The organism is Cohnella sp. OV330 (genome assembly GCF_900112065.1).
GTDB lineage: Bacteria > Bacillota > Bacilli > Paenibacillales > Paenibacillaceae > Cohnella.
In genome coordinates this window covers 344,202-362,064 of record NZ_FOKE01000001.1, presented here as the reverse complement: position 1 = coordinate 362,064, position 17,863 = coordinate 344,202, and the positions used below count along the sequence as shown (strand labels likewise).

Here is a 17,863-nt window from a genome sequence, read left to right as displayed (position 1 = left end):
ATGACAATCTATCGCATCCTAGTTGACATCGGCCATCTATAATCTCATTTATTGGCAAAAGCAAGAATGAGAGGATGTGCCTTACTTGAGAAAAAGTCAAAAGAGCCTTACCCGAATCATCGTCGGATCGATGGCGGTGCTGTTAGCCGTTCCCTTCGCCGTACCGGCGACCGCCAAGCATGTCGCGTTCGCGGCGCCGACCGTCCCCGACGCCGACGGCGTGCTGATGCTGGAGGACTTCGAGTCCGGCAATGCCGGCGTCGTTAAGTTAAATCCGAAGCGGGTCGTATCGGCAGGCGCCTCGATCGAGACGGAAAAGCAGCACGTGAGGAATGGCAACTACTCGCTCAGAATCGATTACGACATGATCGATGTCGTCGACAATCCGTCGCAGCTGGAGCTGGCTCCCGGCACCGGCAGCATCGCCATTCAAGGCAAGCCGATCAAGGTCGGTTTATGGGCATACGGTAGCAATGACGGCCACCTGTTAACGACGAAGTTCCGCGACAGCAAAGGTTCTTCTTTTACGCCCGCCTACTATGCGGACGATACCGTCGGCGTGAACTGGACGGGCTGGAAATACATAGAGGTCGACGTTCCGCAGGACAAGATCGAAGGCAGCTCCCTGGAGCTTTACTTCCAACTGAAGCAATCGGACATGTCCAAGAAAAATAAGGGATCGATCTGGATCGACGACGTCCAGCTGATCTACAAGGAAAACGCGCTCGACCGGGAGGTTCCCGCGATTGAAGCCGTTTCTCCGGCGCCGAATGCCGTGCTGACAAGCGACCTGGACAAGTTCGAGGTGCGCATTCAAGACGTGCAGGCGGGTGCGGTTACGCCGTCCGGCATCGACCCAAGCTCCATCTCGCTCTCCGTGGACGGGCAGGATCTGACGGCACAGTCGGCCTACTCGGAGGAAACGAAGCTGCTGAGCTTGCCGGCGGCGCTCATCACGAGCGGATACCATGAGGTCGTCGTGGCTGCCAAGGATCAAGCGGGCAATCCGGCGCGGTTAAGCTATTCCTTCACGGAGGACGCCGGCGAGCGCCTCGTCATGTCGGCTCCGGCCGAAGCGGTCAGCAACGAGCTGTACGAAGTGACCGTATCCCTCGCCGGAGACCGGACAAGCTCGTCCTCGAAGGTCGCGCTTCAATACGATCCGGGCACGCTGACGGTCGAGCAGATCGTCGCCAAGAATGGCACGACTGCGACCAAGACTTCGGATAACGACGGTAAGCTTCTATTCGACGTTAACGATATTAAAGCTTCGGGCGAGCTCGCCACGGTTCAATTCCGCGTCAGTCCCGATGCCGTGCTGAGCCGCGGCGAGCGCTTCAAGCTCGTGAAGATGAGCGCGGGCTCGCTCGTTTCGGATGCCGCTACGGTCTCTTCCTTGGCCCAGCCGGTCCGTTACACGATTGCCTTCCCTTACTTGATGACGGTTGAGGGCGTAGGATTGAATTCGACGTCGACCTTCAAAGTGACGACGCATGACGGCACGCCGTTCGCGGGCGCGGACGTCTACCTGCGAGGCATGCTCGAGCAGATGGCCGTCGTGAAGTTAAGCGCGCAAGCGTCGGTGTACGAGGACGACGATACGTCGGAGCCCGTGGTGGCTACCCTTCCAGAAGGCACGCGTATCTACGGGACCCCTGAAGCGGACGACGGCTGGTTCGAAGTCATGCTGCCCGATGGCGCGACGACCGGGTACGTGGAAGAGACGAGCGTGGACGCCGCATCGATCGTTCCGTTGAACTTGTCCTTGGGCCAGACGGACGAGAAGGGCGAGCTGAAGACGAATCTGACGACATTGGCGCTAGGATCGTACAAGGCGCAAGCGGTCGTCGGCAGCAAGAACAGCGCGGCGATGAGCTTCGAGGTCGTCGAGCCCTACGGCAGCCTGAAGCCGGAATACATACAGACGTACGTAACGGAGGATCTGTCCACTCAGCTGAGCGTGGGATGGACGACGAGTCCGATGGCCCCGACGAACGCCATTCAATATGTGAAGGCAGCCGATTGGGCGAAGGACGCGCCAACGCCTGACGCCTCTAAGGTCACGACCGTCGAAGCGGAGAGCGCCAACCAAGTGCTGAGCGAGCTGGAAAACGGACCGAAGGGCGAGATTCGGTTCAACGCGGCGCTGATCGGGGGCTTAAGCGAGTCGACGGCCTACAAGTATCGGGTAGGCAGCGAAGGCGCGTGGAGTGATTGGTACGACTACGCGACGACGGACGCGAAGACGTCCACGCCGGTATCGTTCGTGTTCGTCACGGATTCCCACGTCAAGGCGGACACCGGCAAGGAAACGTACCAATCCTTGGTTCAAAACGCGCTGGAAAAGTATCCGGATACGCAGTTCCTGATGCATGGCGGCGACGCGGTGGACGTAGGGGGGGCGTTCGCGGAGTGGAAGCGATTCTGGGAAGCTTCCGCGAGCTACGCGACGTTCCTTCCTTCGGCGACGACGCTCGGCAACCATGACGTGAAGGGAGAGGGCAAGGAGGTCTACGCCAAGGGCGCGAGCCTGCCGGACAACGGACCGGACGCGTACAAGGAGTACGCCTATGCGTACGACGTGGACGATACGCACTTTGTCGTCCTGAACTCCGAAGGCACGAAGGAGCAGATGGCCCTGCAGGCGGAGTGGCTGCGCAAGGACTTGGACGCCAACAAGAAAAAATGGACCATCGCGATGTTCCATCGTCCCGTCTACCACACGGAAGCCGGCCGCGGGAATCTCGCGGAGGACGTAAAGATTTATTTTGCCGATATCCTCGAGAGCCACAAGGTCGATCTGGTGCTGGTCGGTCACGATCACGTGTACGCGCGGACGTATCCGATGGCGGCCGGCAAGATCGCGGCGAACGGCGCAGGCACCGTCTATCTCGACGGCGGTTCTTCCGGCTGGAAGTTCTACGATGGCGAGAAGTACGATTACCTGAACTTCTCGTACGATGACGACGTGCCCGTCTACACGCATGTTCGAGTCGCGGACGACGCGATTAAGGTCGAAGCCAGAACGCTGACCGGCGAGCTCGTCGATTCGTTCGCCATCGCCAAGACGAGCGGGGGGACGGATCCGGGCACGCCAGGCACGCCTGGCCCGAGTGCGCCGAACAACCAGACCGGTTCGGGCGAAACGAACCAGGCGGTGCACGAGCTGACGGAGAAGGAGCTGCAAGCGGTCCAGTCGAACGGCGAACTGACGGTGAAGGTGTCGGGCGCGGTTCAGCAACTGAAGATCGATTCGAGCCTCCTGACCAAGCTGGCCGCAAACAAAGTCGGCTCCCTGGTCATCCAAGGGGATAATCAGCCGGGCATCCGGATCGACGCCGCTCAGCTGAGCGCGCCTGCCGACGGATCGGATCTCGTCCTGACGTGGAAAAAGGAACAATTCGCGAATGCCGGCGCGCTGAAGCAGCTCGCGACTGCGCCGAACGCGGAAGCGTCCGGCCGCATGGCCTTCACCGTATCCACGAACGGCAAGGCGTTCGCGTATACGTTGGATTGGAAGGGCTTGTCCCTGACGCCTTATACGAATCTGTACCTGGTGACCGAGGGCGGCAGCCTGGAACTCGCGGCCTTCAGCATCGTTAATCAGAAGCAGCCGGCATCCTTGAACTCGGGCGTGACGTATACGGCGATTGAAGTGAAGCACGGCTATTCGGATCTTGCGGCTTCCCATTGGTCGTACCCGTACGTTCAGATGCTGTCCGGCATCGGCGTCATGCAAGGCACCGGCAATGGACAGGTAAGCCCGGACAAGAAGGTAACGAGAGCGGAATTCACGGCGATGATCGCCAGAGCGCTTGGACTGCAGGCTTCAGGTGCAGCTGCGTTCGCGGACGTGAAGGGGAATGCCTGGTACGGCGATGCTGTCGCCGCGGCGGCGCAGAGCGGCATCGTGATGGGCGATCGCGGCGGCCGGTTCAACCCGAACGCGGACATCTCGCGGCAGGAGATGGCCGTCATGCTCCAGCGGGCCTTGGACTACCGCAAGGTTGCGGTTCCGCAGGACGGCGGCGGCGCGAGTTTCGGCGACCAGGCTGAGCTCGCGGCATGGGCGCGCGACGCTGCGCTGGCCTTGAGCAAGCTTGGCGTCATGGAGGGCGACGCGTCGGGCAGCTTTAATCCGCTCGCGCCGGCCAGCCGCGCGGAGACCGCCAAGGTGATCTCGCTGCTCCTGCTCCAATAATCGCTAGTTATCGTTAGAATGGACAAAAGCAGACGCCGCGGCGTCTGCTTTTTGTCTTTTTTTGATTGGCTATTCATGGGGTGAAGCGAGAGATCCGCGGTTACAGGAGAGAGCTGCCGCTATAAGCAAGAAAAGCAACGTTACAGCAACGACGACGGCGCCGGAGCTTGCTGTAGGCGAGAAATCCGCGGTTACAGGAACAGGATTGTAAATGAACCCAAGGGTCCGTTAGGGCGACTTTCCCTGACGTTTTTTGCTCTCGTTGGCGACCGCGAAGCCTAACTACAATTTTCCTTCACGTCGACCCGATCGTTTTGAATCGTGATGGTGGAAGAGCCGGACGCGCTTTCCGTGTACGAGCATACCGTCTTCTGAACCGTCTCCCCGCGCGAGTCGGTGTACTTGAGATAAATGCCGCCTTCGCCGCTTAGGCTCAGCTTGGGACTGATCACTTTCTCGTCGCCCGCCTTGATCGTTTTCGCGAAGGTTCGTTTAGCTCCGCTCTCGACCGCATGGCCGGAGGCGTCGCTGGATAGAATGCCCGTCTCGACGGAGACCAGGTCGTAGTCGGACTGATTGACAACGGTCACGGAGAAGCTCCGGAATGGGCGGAAAATCTCATCGTTCGTTTTCCATACCACGAAGAGGGACATTAGAAAGACGGCTACGACCGCGGGTACGGCGATCGCGACAATGGCAATTTTGGTATTACGTTTCATCGTTCGTCATCCCCTCCTATAATTAGACACTTGAGGCATATGGAAAGTTACATCTAATGAATATATTGACACGACACTAAACGGTGTCCTATAATCAAAGTGTCACCAAAAGGTGTCTGATATGAAGGCCACTAGAACTTAGGAGAGGGTGTTGTGAGCGATAAGAACCCATTGCGGGACGTGTTCGACGCGATCGCGGATCCGACGAGGCGCCGGCTGATTCGCCTGTTGGCGGAGGTTGATGAGATTCCGCTGCACGAATTGACGGAGCAGTTTCCCATGGGCCGGACGGCGGTCTCCAAGCATTTGACCATCCTCAAGGAAGCCGGGCTGGTCGCGGGCCGCAAGGTCGGCAGGGAAACGCGATACAGGCTCAACGCCTCTCCGCTCAGGGAAGTTCAGGATTGGGTCGCTCACTACAGCAAGTTCTGGAATGAGAATCTACGGCGCTTAAGCCGACTATTAGAGGAGGAACAACGATGAGTTTGTCTTTAACCCTGGATTTTGAGTACGAGACGTCGATCGACAAGCTGTGGTCCGCATTGACGGATTCCAGCAAGCTGGCCAAGTGGATCGCCAATATCCACACCGGCAAGCCGATGGAAAACAACTTCGAGCCGGTGGTCGGCCACCGCTTTCAATTTCGCACGGAGCCTTCGCAGTATTGGGACGGCATCATCGACGGCGAGGTGCTCGTCGTGGAAGCGCCGAACCGGGTGTCCTACACTTGGGCCAGCGGCGACGAGAAGCATACGGTCACGTGGACGCTTCAGGATCTGGGCGACGGCAAGGTGAACCTGCATCTCGAGCAAACCGGCTTCTCCAACGTTCACGGTCTCGAAGGCGCGCGTTACGGCTGGACCAAGTGGTGCGGCGAGCTGGAAAAAGCATTGGCGGCCTAAGGCGAGGGGAGAATCGTTCGATGAATATCGTATTGATCGTGCTGCAGAGCTTTTTGATCTTCCCGATGATCGGCGGCGGCGCGACCAAGCTGGCCGGCTCGAAAAACTTCGTCGAGATGTTCGATTCGCTGAGGCTGCCGCAATGGTTCAGGGTGGTGACGGGCATCGTTCAGATCGTCGGAGCGATCGGACTGATCGTCGGCTATTGGAAACCGGAGGTGCTCTTGTGGGCAGGCATATGGATCGCGTTCACGATGTTCGTGGCCGTCCTGGCGCACTTCAGAGTGAAGCATCCTGCCGGCAGCGCGGTGCCGGCATTGTTCATCACGCTGGTTGCCGTTGCGCTGATCGTCGTCCAGCAGGTTGCATGAAGATGAGCGAGCCGTATGGGCGCCGGTTGCCGGTGTCTATGCGGCTCGTTTTGCCTGTTGCGCGCCTTCTTAAGAAAAATTTAAAAGTTAGCCCGGAAAAAAATTTAACATTACGCGCTAAAATGCACCTAAGAGCTGCAGAGGAGCGTGGAACGCATGAACGTAAAGTATTTTTCGCCTGTAATATGGATCAAGCTCGGTGCCGCCGCCTTGTTTGCCGGCTACCTTTACATACTGATCAAGATCATTCTGTTCAAGTTCGGCGACGTGAATGTCCCCTTGCTCGGACGCTTATTTTTGGAGACAGCGGAGCAGCCGCACAATATCGCTTACCGATGGCAGTTATCCAATTTGACGCCTTTCGTATCGATCCGGGAGAACGTAGCGGGGCTGCCGCACATGCACGACACGTTTAATCTGTTCGGAAATATCGCGGTATTTATCCCGCTCGGGCTGTTCCTCGGCTTGTTCGTCGGCTGTCGTCTGCCCGCCGTGCTCTTCTACGCGCTCAGCATCAGCCTCGCGCTCGAGACTGCGCAGCTGATCTCCGCCATGGGCAGCTTCGACGTGGACGACCTGATCCTGAACACGCTCGGCGGCGCGATCGGCTACGGCCTGTTCGCCGGCTCGGGGATCGCACGGGGCAGGCTGACGCAAGCGGGCTGATCGTTATAGGCAATGAATGCGATTGCCGTTCCTACCTAAGGGGCGGCCATTTTTAGCTGTACCTACAATACGATCTTTTACACGAATCGACAAATCCGGGATAAATATCATCGACAAAATGAGCCATAGGGTTTATTCCTTTTTTTTTGAAAAAACGTGGTATATTTAGTTGGAAATTAAAAACATATTTGGAGGATAAAAAATGAAAAAAACGGGTTTTAAATCTGGGTTGATGTTAGTTGTTCTATCTTTATCATTTGCAATCCCCAGTTATGCAGCTTCATCGAATAAAGAAATGGAGAAAATCAACTATAGCGAATTAAAGGAGGCCAATCAAGCATACTTTGAATATGTTAAATCTGGAGAAAAAGGGGGGTTTGGTGATAAGAAAGCAATAAAAATAAAAGAAAAATATGAGAAATTGTTTAGGGACAATCCTTCGCTAGAAAAAGAATACGCAAAGACCATCGATGTTTATAGTGAAGAAGCAATAAACAAAGATATAAATAAAACCATAAGAGAGATTTCAACGGGAGCTCAAATAGAGGATGAGGAAATAAAGTTTGTCCAACTCGATGATGGATCTTTTTATTCGGTAGAGCATACCTTAACTAAATTGCCTGATCAAAACAATAATGTGCAGACTTTAAGTGATACTCCATGGAGTTCACCTTATGGTTCATACCAAGATCAATATGTCGTGGTCACCTATCATTTTATGTATCCAGATACAAAGTTGGGCTTGACTTCATTCTTAAACTTTACTAGTACAGAATTATCGGTCTACGATACCACAGATGCAGGGACATGGAGTCAACTACCCTTAGTTGTAGTAAATGCTTCTACAGCAATTACAGATAATTCATCTAAAAATTCTAGTGATTATGCTAGAACTAGAGGCAGTTATATTGTGAATATAGTTGGAACAAATGGAGTTGCATTATTATCTTTCCGAGCCTATTTAAATTCAGACTATACTCTAGTGGAACCATTGATGTATGGTGTGAAGTGGACATACTCGCATAGCTGGTCAGGCATTCAATAAAAATTAAGAGAACTAAGAACACTTATAAAGGGTGTTCTTAGTTCTATCTTAAGTTCAAGGGAGATATTAAATGACTTGGAAAAATGTCCAATTGCTTATCTCTTGTTTTATTGGTTGGGGATTCATTGTTTTATTGTTTGACATCGTTAATTTACAAGAAAAGTTTAGTGGAAATTATGGATTGCGTTCTTTTCTGGTCTTTTATTCCTTCATTTTATTTTTATACTCAATTTTTAACAGAGGTAACCAGTACTCGAAAATAAAGTACTTATATATTTTTTTATTTATTGCATGCTTGTTTTCAATCTCCGGAAACATTATTACCTCTATATTGATAAATATTCTTTTTGCAATTATAGGGGGGCTAGCTTCTGTTATATCTTATTTCGTTTTTTTTATATTCCAGAAATTAAGTGGTCACAAGAATAATTATTAGTAGATAACGAAGCATATGACATATGGACAAGCCGTACGGACACCGAATACCGGTGCCTGTGCGGCTCGTTTTATTGATTCAAATGTATCCCCCTTGGGTAATGGCCATTTTTTGCTTGCACCTGACGTTGCGTCATGAATTACGATGGGGTCACCGGTAACCATCTCGCGCGCGATAAAGGAGCTATTTATGCCATTTTTGCGTTCTGCTAAAAAGTTCAGTAAGGGAGGTGCTCATTCATGACTAAGGCCGGCATCCGCGAATGGAGCGGGCTTGCGGTTCTTGCGCTGCCCGCCCTGCTCGTCTCGATCGATCTCTCCGTCATGATCCTCGCGCTGCCGCATATCGGCGAAGAGCTCGGCGCCGACAGCGCCCAGCAGCTGTGGATCATCGACATTTACGGATTTATGCTCGCCGGATGCCTGATCACCATGGGGACGCTGGGAGACCGGATCGGCCGGCGCAAGCTGCTGTTGATCGGCGGCTCTGCATTCATGCTGGCTTCGATCATGGCCTCATTTTCCACAAGCCCCGAGATGCTTATCGCGGCCCGCGCGATCCTCGGCATTGCCGGGGCGACCGTATCGCCATCTACGCTAGCCTTGATTAGCAGCATGTTCCGCGACGCCAAACAGCGCTCCTTTGCCATCGGCATATGGCTGACCTGCTCGATGGGCGGCATGGCGCTGGGGCCCGTGGTCGGCGGCGTCATGCTGGAGCACTTCCGGTGGGGCTCGGTATTCCTGCTGGGCGTGCCCGTGATGCTGCTTCTGCTCATTGCCGGTCCGTTGCTGCTGCCCGAATACCGGCACCCCCAAGCCGGGCGGCTGGACGGGATCAGCGTGGCGCTGTCGCTAGGCGCGATTCTGCCGATCATCTACGGCTTGAAGGAGACCGCGAAGCACGGCCTGCAAATGACGCCAGCGCTGCTGATTATGGGAGGCGTCGCCCTTGGCGCGGCGTTCGTATCGCGGCAGCGCCGGCTGGCGAGCCCGCTGCTCGATCTGCGGCTGTTCGCCAGTCCCGGATTCGGCGCTGCGCTGGGGGCCATGTTCGGCGTCACGCTGACGGGAGCGATCATGCTCTTTATCGCGCAGTACCTTCAGTTCGTCCTGGGCATGTCGCCGCTTGAGGCCGGATTGTATACGCTCCCCGGGGTGATCGGCTCGATGGCAGGCATGTTCTTCTCGCCGCTGCTCGCGCGCCGGATCCGACCGGCTAGATTGATAGGAGGCGGGCTGCTGGTATCGACCGCAGGCTGCGTACTGTTGACCCAGGCGGGCGTCGAATCAGGCCTTGCGTTGGTGGTAGCCGGCTATATCTGCTTCAACATAGGGGCTGCTCCGCTGCCGAGCCTGTCGAGCGACCTCGTCGTCGGTTCGGCTCCGCCCGAGAAGGCGGGATCGGCGGCCGCCATGCTGCAGACCAGCGGCGAATTCGCCTTCGCGCTGGGCATCGCGGTCTTAGGCAGCGTCGGCACGGTCGTCTATCGCACTCAGGTGGCGGACGCGATTCCTGCCGGCTTGCCGGCATCTGCCGTACAAGCCTCGCGCGATAGTCTCGCTGGTGCCGCCGCGATCGCGGAAGGTCTTCCTGCGCAAGTCGGACGGACGCTGCTCGCGGGCGCGCGCGAAGCCTTTGCGAGCGGGATGCACGCGGTCGCGGCAGTCTGCGGCGCGGTCATGCTCGCGATCGCGGTTCTTGTCGCTATGCGGTTGCGGCACTTAAGGCCGATCGGAGAGACGCAGTCGAACCAGGCCGAGGGCATTCAGGAGGACGCGCAGGGCGCTTCGGTGTCGTAGAGGAATCCAAGTCACGTACGCAACATGACGGTATTCGTGGTCTCGTCACTCAAAAAAAGCCCGCCGGAAAACCGGCAGGCACAATACATTCAATTTTTCCTTATGGCGTTACGGGTTCGGACTGAGCGTAGGGATAAAGCTCATCTCGTTCTGCGCGAAGCGTTGGTCCGTGACCAGATTGCCGAATTCGTCGATGCCATAAACGGAAATCAGCGCGTTGGTCGAGTTGGAAAACAAGTCGACTTGCACTTCATAGGCGACATTGCCTGCGATAAAAAAGGTTCTGACGTCGTATGCATTCGGTGGGACATCGAACGAGGACACGTATGCCGTGTAGAAATTGTCCGAATCGACGGAAGCGAATATTTTAACGATGACGCTGACAGGGAGAGCGATATCCAGATTTCGGACGTTGAGGACGATGTTCGTCGAGGCCGTACCGAAGTCTCTCGTATTCGTGACCGTACCGGTTGAATAGGGCATGCCGTTCACCTCCTCTGGTATGGAATGCTGTATCGTATTCGGATTTTCGGCGAGCGATTGGACAAGAGTAGTTATTCGAATGCGACGGCATCCCCCATTTTTATCAATAAAAAACTCCCGTCCCTATAAAAGGGACGAGAGCATTAGCGTTCACTGGATCGCGTGAGCCGTCGAATCGCGGATCAGGCTTCCATCGTGCTGATATCGATGACGAACCGGTACCGGACGTCCGAAGCCAACACGCGCTCCCACGCTTCGTCGATCCGGTCGGCGGAGATGACCTCGATCTCCGGCGCGATGCCGTGCTCGGCGCAGAAGTCGAGCATTTCCTGCGTCTCGCGGATGCCGCCGATCATCGAGCCGGCGAAGGAGCGGCGGTGGCCGATCAGCGAGAATACGTTCACGGACAGCGGCTCCGCGGGCGCGCCGACATTGACGAGCGTGCCGTCCAGCGCCAGCAGCGACAGGTAGGCGCTCATATCGAGCTTCGCGCTCACGGTGTTCACGATGAGGTCGAACGAGCCCGCCAGCGTCTTGAACGTCTCCTGATCGCTAGTCGCATAGTAGTGGTCCGCGCCCAGCTTCAGGCCGTCTTCTTTTTTCTTCAGCGATTGGGACAGTACCGTGACCTCCGCGCCCATCGCATGCGCGAGCTTCACGGCCATATGGCCCAGCCCGCCGAGTCCGACGACGGCGACGCGTTTGCCGGGAGCGGCGCCCCAGTGACGCAGCGGCGAATAGGTGGTGATACCGGCGCACAGCAGCGGCGCGGCGGCGTCGAGCGGGAGGCTGTCCGGAATGCGGACGACGAATTCTTCAGTCACCACGATATGGGTGGAATAACCGCCCTGCGTATAGTGGCCGTACTTATCGGTCGCGCCATAAGTGCCCGTCATGCCGTTCAGGCAGTACTGTTCCTCTCCCTTATGGCAGTTCGGACATTCTCCGCAAGAGTCGACCATGCAGCCGACGCCGACCCGGTCGCCGACGGCATGCTTGGTGACGGCCGAGCCGACTTGGGCGACGATGCCCGCGATTTCGTGCCCCGGCACGAGCGGATATTGAACCGGACCCCATTCGCCGCGGGCGGTATGGATATCGGAATGGCAGATGCCGGCGTACTTAATTTCGATGAGCACATCGTGCGGCTGAAGCTCTCTGCGCTCGATCTCGGTCAGCTTAAACGGCCCTTCAGGGCTAAAGGTAGCGCGTGCGTTAACGGTGATCATCGTAAAACCTCCTGGATGTTCATAAATGTAGCGGAGCTGTGGACAGCACGCGATTTCTAAGCAAGACGGCGATATAACCCAATACTAACGATAGGACGCCTGCGAGTACGACATACGATGTACCCCATTCGGCGATCAATAAACCGCCGGCCGATGCGCCGAAGGTGACGCCCAAGTTCGCCGACGTTAAAAACAAACCGTTCGCGAAGTCCGGCGCATCGGGCGCGGCGGAGGCCATGACATATTGATTCATGTTGGAGCCGAAGCCGGCCAGTATGCCCCAGACCAGCGTGAGGATCGCCGTCGGCAGGCTGAACTGTCCGGTGAAAAAGAGCAGCAGGTAAACCGCGGCCAGCATAAACGGGAATACGATCATGGAACGGTTCGCGCGATGCGAGAGCAGCCGGCCTGCGACGACGTTGCCGATCATATTGGCGCCGCCGAATACGAACAGCAGGATGCTGACGGCATTCGCGGACAGCTGCGTGACCGTGCCGAGATATTCGGCCAGGTAGCTGTAGACGCCGAATATCGCCGCGTTGATGAAGAGCACGGCCGCGATCGAGAGCCAGACGGCGGATTTTTTCAAAACGGCGATTTGCGCGCCGTACGACATTCTTTCCTTGACGGGCATAGACGGCACAAAGAGCAGCGTCGCCAAAAATACCGCAATGTTGACCGCGGCGAAAAACGCCATCGCCACCTGCAAAGAAGCGGCGCTTGCCAGAAAGCTGGCGATCGGCACCCCCACGACCATCCCGGCGGATACGCCGATGAACACTTTCGATACCGCCTTCGGCGCGTCCTCCTGCCGGACCGAGCCCGCTGCTACCGTAAACGCGAGCGAGCAATACACGGGATGCAAAAAGGCCGGAAGCACGCGGGCGGCCAAGGCCATCGAAAAATCCGTCGCGAACAGGGAGACGACGTTCCCCAAGGCGAAGGCGCCCAGAACGAGCAGCATGGCCGTCTTACGGTTAAGCCCAGAGCACAATAACGGCAGGATCGGGCCGGACGCCGCGACCGCAAGGGCGAATCCGCTCACAAGCCACCCCGCTTGAGATACGCTGATCCCATAGCGATCCGCGACGGCGGGCAGCAGCCCGATGACGCCCATCTCGGTATTCAAAATGCCGAATACGCCGACGGTTAAAATAAAAATCAACATACGATTGGAACGGGTCAAGCATGCACCTCGCATTTCTTCGCTGTCTTCGCAAATCCGTGCCGTTGACACGCAAATCGAGTCGTTTTGTTTAATCAACTCGCGTCTATTATTATAGAGCGCCCGAGCTCTCGTTCAATGGTTAAAAAAACGCGATCTGTTCAGATGTGAACAAATCGGCGAAAAGTGTTGATTAATATTGACCCCAGGTGCTGCGGTTTCTCATGCGCAAGAACTTCTAACTGGACCATCCCGATCTCGCCGTTGAAAGGCTGCCCAAAATTCGTTAAATATTCGCAGGCAAATCTTTAATTCCTTAGGTATTTATGGATGCGCTTACAATTTATAATGAACTCGGAGGTGAGGCAGACGCAGTCGGCACGGCTAAGGCGCGGTAAACCGGCGAACTGCGCGATGGAGGGGCCGAAACGGCTCCCGGCAGGACATGACAAATCCAAAGGATACAAGGAGGAACAAGATGATGAAGCTTTCCAAGAAAATGACTTCGGCATTGCTGGCGGCTACGATGAGCTTCGGGCTGTTCGCGACGGCCTCGAGCGCGGCTACGGACTACTGGCAGAACTGGACGGACGGCGGCGGGACGGTGAACGCGGTCAACGGCTCCGGCGGCAACTACAGCGTCAATTGGTCGAACACCGGCAACTTCGTGGTCGGCAAAGGCTGGAACACCGGCTCGCCGAACCGGGTCATCAACTACAATGCCGGCGTCTGGGCGCCGTCCGGCAACGGTTATTTGACGCTTTACGGTTGGACGCGCAATTCGCTCATCGAATATTACGTCGTGGACAGCTGGGGCACGTACAGGCCGACCGGCACGTACAAAGGCACCGTTACCAGCGATGGCGGCACGTACGACATTTATACGGCGACGCGCTACAACGCGCCTTCGATCGACGGCACCCAGACGTTCACCCAATACTGGAGCGTCCGCCAGTCGAAGCGTCCGACCGGAAGCAATGTGGCGATCACCTTCAGCAACCACGTCAACGCCTGGAAGAGCAAAGGCATGAACCTGGGCAGCAGCTGGTCCTATCAAGTACTGGCGACCGAAGGCTACCAGAGCAGCGGTAGCTCCAACGTCACCGTCTGGTAATCGCCCTTCCATTGCGCGTTCCAAGACCTGCCGGCCTTACAGCCGGCAGTCTTCTGTTTTTCGACGCCAAAGACCGATTCGGCCTGACCGTCAGAAAGGAGCAGATGCATGAGGAAGCAAGTCCTGATGCCGCTTGCCGTAGTCATTCTGCTTGCAACCGTCGCTTGTTCGAATGACGAGCCGGCGGCGAATGAACGCTTGGCAGCGACCGAGAAGCCCGCAGCAAACGACAACTTCGTGCTCATTAAAGGCGGCCATTTTACGAATGCGAAGTCCGGCTATTATGGAAAAGAGGTCACGGTGCCGGACTTATACATGAGCCGCTACGAGGTCACGCAAAAAGAATGGACCGACGTCATGGGCGGCAACCCCTCCGCGTTTAAAGGCGACCGGCTGCCGGTACAGATGGCGAACTGGTACGACGCGATTGAATACTGCAATCGAAGAAGCTTCAAGGAAGGCCTGAAGCCCTACTATGACATCGACAAAACGAACAAGGATCCGAACAATCGGAGCGAAAACGACCCCTTGAAATGGACGGTCACGATCCGGAAAGACGCCGACGGCTATCGGTTGCCCACCGAGGCGGAGTGGGAATATGCGGCGGGCGGCGGCGCGATGAGCAAGAGCTATACGTACAGCGGGAGCGATCTTGCGGACGAAGTCGCCTGGTACTGGAGGAATGCCGGCGAACGGCAGCTGTCCGGCGCGTGGAACTGGCCCGCGATCGAGAACAATCGTACGCAGCCGCGCGCGGTCGGCGGCAAGAAGCCGAACGAGCTGGGGCTGTACGACATGTCCGGCAACGTCAGGGAATGGTGCTGGGACTGGTACGCGGACCCGGAGCTTGGGAGCGGCACGTACCGCGTCGTCAAAGGCGGCGGCTGGATGGGCGACGTCGGCAGCGCCGAGCCGGCCTACCGCGGCAAGTTCGAGGCGAGCGGCGTCGGTCCGGACCAGGGATTTCGCGTGGTTCGCGGCTGAGGGCCCGGCGGCCGATGGCGGGGGCCGCGCGTCATCGGGCCGCTCGGGGCGGCCCTCATAGGTACCGCAGCGCGGGCCTATCGTCCAGCCAATGAACCGGCAGCCCGGGACAAGCCTCGCGCAGCCGCTCCGCCACGAGCCGCATGCCGGGCGCCTCGCTCTCGGCGTGGCCGATGAAGAGCAGCGCCTTCGCGGCGCCCAGGTGCGCGGCGTCCCGCACGTACTCCGGCGTCTCCCACTCGGGCCCTTCGCCGGCGACGATCAGGTCCAGCCGCTCCTCGCGCAGGAGCGGCACGGCGAGACCGCCGCCGCCGCGATAGCCGGCGAGTACGCCGATGCGGCGGCAGACCGCGCCGGGTTCGCCCGCGAAGCGCACGCCGGACAAGCCGAGCCGCGCCTTGACGTACGCGGCCGCTTCGTCCGCGCGGATCGCCGGGACGGCGAGCACCGCCGCGGCCGGCAGCATGCGTTCGAGCGCCGCCTCCCAGCCCATCGCCCTGACCAGGCCGAGCGTGATCGGATCGGGCGCCGCGCAGTGGCAGTAATCGTGATGGCGGTACACGGTGAGGCCGGTTCGGCGGAGCAAGTCCCTTTTGTATTCATAAACCGGATCGTCATCCGGAATCCGCTCGGGCGTACGGTGGCTGTAATAGACGCCTTCGTGGGCGATCAGCAGATTAGCGCCCAGCTCGGCCGCGCGCTCGATCGCTTCGATCGAGGGCATGAAGGCGACGGCCGCGCCGCTGACCGGCGAATCCGGACCGCCGGGGCCGAGCAGGACGTCGACCGTGTCGTCGACGGGCGGTACGTCGCCGCGCAGCCGACCGATAATGTCGCGTATGGCGAAGGGCATGGGCAAGACCCGCTTTCTCCTGAAGTCTGGCGCTCCCATTGTAGCAGACCGCCTATACGCGGACACCCCCGCAAACCATGGTTCGGCACCGGTTAAATTTTAGTTCCGTTAAACGAAAGACGCGTTTGTTAAATTTACAAAGAAACATGCAAACTTTTCAAAGTGCGGCCAGGTCCGCGATGCGCTACAATAGAAGCAGCGAAAACGAAAAAAATCTGCGCCGCCTTCGGCACGAGAAATGAAAGCGATTACACAGATTGCGCCGAGGCGAACGCGCCGGACGGGAGGATGCCGTGAGAAAGGTCATTCTGGTGGACGACGAGATGTTCGCGCGCAAGGGACTGGCGGGCTTGATTCCCTGGGAGCGCTACGGCTTCGAGGTGGTCGGCGAGGCGGAGGACGGAGAAGAAGCGTTGGCCCTGATCGGGCGCCTGACGCCGGACGTCGTCGTCACCGATATCCGCATGCCCGTGCTGGACGGTCTGGAGATGATCCGCGAGGCGCAGGAGCGCGGCTATGGCAGCACGCACTTCATCATCATCAGCGGCTTCGGCGACTTCAAGTACGCGCAGCAGGCCGTGCGCTTCGGCGTGCAGGATTATCTGCTTAAGCCGATCGACGAGTACGAGCTCATCGCCAGCCTCGTCCGGATCGGCGAGCAGCTGAAGCGGGAGCAGGAGCGGGCCGAAGCGGAGGACGCGCTGCGGCGTCCGTCGCTGTTCGAGGCGCTCGTCTCGGGACGCGCGGAGGAGCGCGAGCTGGAAGCGGGCCGCCATACGCTGGGATGGCCGGCGGATTTGCAGTACCGCTACTACGCCGTCGAGCTGAACGACGCGCCGCCTGAGGAGGACGCCGAGGCGGCGCTGCGCCGCGCCGGCGACGTCGCGCGCGCGCTCGCCCGCGCCGTGACGGATACGGCCGCCCTGCCGCCCTGCGCCGGCGAGCCTTACGTTCACTTCCGCGACCGGTACGAGTTGGGCCTGCTCGTGCCCGGCGCGATCGCCCCGCAAGAGGCGAAGGCGCTGGGCGAGCGCCTGGCGCGCGCGGCCGGCAGCGGCGAAGGCATCGCGCCGCGCGTCTATATCGGCGAGGCCGCTTCGGGGCTTCGGCGAGCCCGGCAGTCCTTTTTATCCGCGCAGGAGACGCGGAAGGCCAAGTTCGCCAAGTCCGGGGAGACCGTCCTTCTGTTCGAAGAGATCCGCGATGCCGAGCCCGGCGCCTGCCGCGAGATCGAGCCTGCGGTATACGCCTCGCTGCTGGAAGGCCTAGAGGAGAACGACGCGGACGCGATGGCGGGCGCCTTGGACCGGATGCTCGCCGCGTTCCGCGAGGAGCGCTTCGCGCCGGATGCCGTCGCCGCGGCCGTATCCCGCGTCGTGTACGGCGCGACGGCCATCGTCCGCACGATGCAGGGCGACGACCGTCGGCTTACGACGATGAACGCGACGCTCGGCTGGCAGGAGACCCCGCGCTCGCTCGCCGGCCTGCGGGATTTGCTGCTGGCCTTCCTCGCCGAATGCGCCGGTTATATCTCGTCGCTGCGCGAATCGATCGGCAAGGGCGACATCGCCAAGATCAAGGCGTATATCGACCGGCATTTCCACGAGAATATCAGCCTGAAGAGCATCGCGCAGCGCTACTATATGAACGCGGTCTACCTCGGCCAGCTGTTCAAGAAGACGTATCAGGTGTACTTCAACGAATACGTGCTGCAGCTGCGCATTCAAGAAGCAAAGCGCCAGCTCCGGCAGACGGACAAAAAGGTGTACGAGATCGCGGCGAGCGTGGGCTTCTGCAATGCCGACTACTTCGTCACCCAGTTCGAGAAGGTCGAACGGAAGACGCCGACCGCATACAAAAATGCCATCAGCGAAAAGCTTTAGTCATCGGCGG

At 58.1% G+C, this 17,863-nt stretch carries 15 protein-coding genes; 10 read left to right on the top strand and 5 right to left on the bottom strand.

The window, feature by feature from the left end:
* Positions 1-85 precede the first annotated feature (85 nt).
* The gene (locus BM235_RS01305; RefSeq protein WP_090108730.1) at positions 86-4,201 is read left to right on the top strand and encodes an S-layer homology domain-containing protein; all 4,116 of its coding nucleotides are present in this window, start codon (positions 86-88) and stop codon (positions 4,199-4,201) included.
* 278 nt (positions 4,202-4,479) lie between these two features.
* Here BM235_RS01305 and BM235_RS01300 read toward each other — a convergent pair whose 3' ends face one another.
* Positions 4,480-4,920, bottom strand: coding sequence for a hypothetical protein (locus tag BM235_RS01300; RefSeq protein ID WP_090108729.1), 441 nt, complete (start codon positions 4,918-4,920; stop codon positions 4,480-4,482).
* 153 nt (positions 4,921-5,073) lie between these two features.
* On the opposite strand from BM235_RS01300, the gene BM235_RS01295 reads away from it, so the two are divergent.
* From BM235_RS01295 to BM235_RS01275, 6 genes are all read left to right on the top strand, one after another.
* Entirely contained in the window at positions 5,074-5,403 is a 330-nt protein-coding gene (locus tag BM235_RS01295) for an ArsR/SmtB family transcription factor (RefSeq protein WP_090108728.1), read from the top strand.
* Entirely contained in the window at positions 5,400-5,822 is a 423-nt protein-coding gene (locus BM235_RS01290) for an SRPBCC family protein (protein ID WP_090108727.1), read from the top strand. Before BM235_RS01295 ends, BM235_RS01290 begins: the two co-directional genes overlap by 4 nt.
* A gap of 20 nt (positions 5,823-5,842) precedes the next feature.
* Positions 5,843-6,193 carry a DoxX family protein gene (locus BM235_RS01285; RefSeq protein ID WP_090108726.1) on the top strand — a complete coding sequence of 117 codons (351 nt, stop codon included), beginning with the start codon at positions 5,843-5,845 and terminating at the stop codon, positions 6,191-6,193.
* A 156-nt stretch (positions 6,194-6,349) separates the two neighbouring features.
* Positions 6,350-6,859 carry a VanZ family protein gene (locus BM235_RS01280; protein ID WP_090108725.1) on the top strand — a complete coding sequence of 170 codons (510 nt, stop codon included), beginning with the start codon at positions 6,350-6,352 and terminating at the stop codon, positions 6,857-6,859.
* 202 nt (positions 6,860-7,061) lie between these two features.
* The gene (locus BM235_RS31545; RefSeq protein WP_143106609.1) at positions 7,062-7,904 is read left to right on the top strand and encodes a hypothetical protein; all 843 of its coding nucleotides are present in this window, start codon (positions 7,062-7,064) and stop codon (positions 7,902-7,904) included.
* 675 nt (positions 7,905-8,579) lie between these two features.
* A complete protein-coding gene (locus BM235_RS01275; RefSeq protein ID WP_090108724.1) occupies positions 8,580-10,142 on the top strand; it encodes an MFS transporter in 1,563 nt (520 codons plus the stop codon).
* A gap of 108 nt (positions 10,143-10,250) precedes the next feature.
* On the opposite strand, the gene BM235_RS01270 is transcribed toward BM235_RS01275, so the two are convergent.
* The 3 genes from BM235_RS01270 to BM235_RS01260 form a co-directional block, all read right to left on the bottom strand.
* Complete coding sequence (locus BM235_RS01270) at positions 10,251-10,625, bottom strand: hypothetical protein (protein ID WP_090108723.1); 375 nt, start codon at positions 10,623-10,625, stop codon at positions 10,251-10,253.
* Between the two features lie 182 nt (positions 10,626-10,807).
* On the bottom strand, positions 10,808-11,854 hold the full coding sequence (locus BM235_RS01265; RefSeq protein ID WP_090108722.1) for an NAD(P)-dependent alcohol dehydrogenase: 1,047 nt from the start codon (positions 11,852-11,854) through the stop codon (positions 10,808-10,810).
* A 19-nt stretch (positions 11,855-11,873) separates the two neighbouring features.
* The gene (locus tag BM235_RS01260) at positions 11,874-13,040 is read right to left on the bottom strand and encodes an MFS transporter (RefSeq protein WP_090108721.1); all 1,167 of its coding nucleotides are present in this window, start codon (positions 13,038-13,040) and stop codon (positions 11,874-11,876) included.
* Between the two features lie 457 nt (positions 13,041-13,497).
* On the opposite strand from BM235_RS01260, the gene BM235_RS01255 reads away from it, so the two are divergent.
* Both BM235_RS01255 and BM235_RS01250 read left to right on the top strand, forming a co-directional pair.
* Entirely contained in the window at positions 13,498-14,133 is a 636-nt protein-coding gene (locus tag BM235_RS01255) for a glycoside hydrolase family 11 protein (protein WP_090108720.1), read from the top strand.
* Positions 14,134-14,241: 108 nt separating this feature from the next.
* A complete protein-coding gene (locus BM235_RS01250; protein ID WP_090108719.1) occupies positions 14,242-15,117 on the top strand; it encodes a formylglycine-generating enzyme family protein in 876 nt (291 codons plus the stop codon).
* A gap of 55 nt (positions 15,118-15,172) precedes the next feature.
* Here BM235_RS01250 and BM235_RS01245 read toward each other — a convergent pair whose 3' ends face one another.
* Positions 15,173-15,970, bottom strand: a complete 798-nt coding sequence (locus tag BM235_RS01245) for a Nif3-like dinuclear metal center hexameric protein (RefSeq protein WP_090108718.1) — start codon at positions 15,968-15,970, stop codon at positions 15,173-15,175.
* A 293-nt stretch (positions 15,971-16,263) separates the two neighbouring features.
* Between BM235_RS01245 and BM235_RS01240 the strand changes: the two genes are divergently transcribed.
* Complete coding sequence (locus BM235_RS01240; protein WP_090108717.1) at positions 16,264-17,853, top strand: response regulator transcription factor; 1,590 nt, start codon at positions 16,264-16,266, stop codon at positions 17,851-17,853.
* Positions 17,854-17,863: the final 10 nt, after the last annotated feature.

Excerpts from the sequence above, each read along its gene's own strand:
- BM235_RS01300 (WP_090108729.1), bottom strand. The coding sequence starts at position 4,920 with ATGAAACGTAATACCAAAATTGCCATTGTCGCGATCGCCGTACCCGCG.
- BM235_RS01290 (WP_090108727.1), top strand. The coding sequence starts at position 5,400 with ATGAGTTTGTCTTTAACCCTGGATTTTGAGTACGAGACGTCGATCGAC.
- BM235_RS01285 (WP_090108726.1), top strand. The coding sequence starts at position 5,843 with ATGAATATCGTATTGATCGTGCTGCAGAGCTTTTTGATCTTCCCGATG.
- BM235_RS01280 (WP_090108725.1), top strand. The coding sequence starts at position 6,350 with ATGAACGTAAAGTATTTTTCGCCTGTAATATGGATCAAGCTCGGTGCC.
- BM235_RS31545 (WP_143106609.1), top strand. The coding sequence starts at position 7,062 with ATGAAAAAAACGGGTTTTAAATCTGGGTTGATGTTAGTTGTTCTATCT.
- BM235_RS01275 (WP_090108724.1), top strand. The coding sequence starts at position 8,580 with ATGACTAAGGCCGGCATCCGCGAATGGAGCGGGCTTGCGGTTCTTGCG.
- BM235_RS01270 (WP_090108723.1), bottom strand. The coding sequence starts at position 10,625 with ATGCCCTATTCAACCGGTACGGTCACGAATACGAGAGACTTCGGTACG.
- BM235_RS01265 (WP_090108722.1), bottom strand. The coding sequence starts at position 11,854 with ATGATCACCGTTAACGCACGCGCTACCTTTAGCCCTGAAGGGCCGTTT.
- BM235_RS01255 (WP_090108720.1), top strand. The coding sequence starts at position 13,498 with ATGATGAAGCTTTCCAAGAAAATGACTTCGGCATTGCTGGCGGCTACG.
- BM235_RS01250 (WP_090108719.1), top strand. The coding sequence starts at position 14,242 with ATGAGGAAGCAAGTCCTGATGCCGCTTGCCGTAGTCATTCTGCTTGCA.
- BM235_RS01245 (WP_090108718.1), bottom strand. The coding sequence starts at position 15,970 with ATGCCCTTCGCCATACGCGACATTATCGGTCGGCTGCGCGGCGACGTA.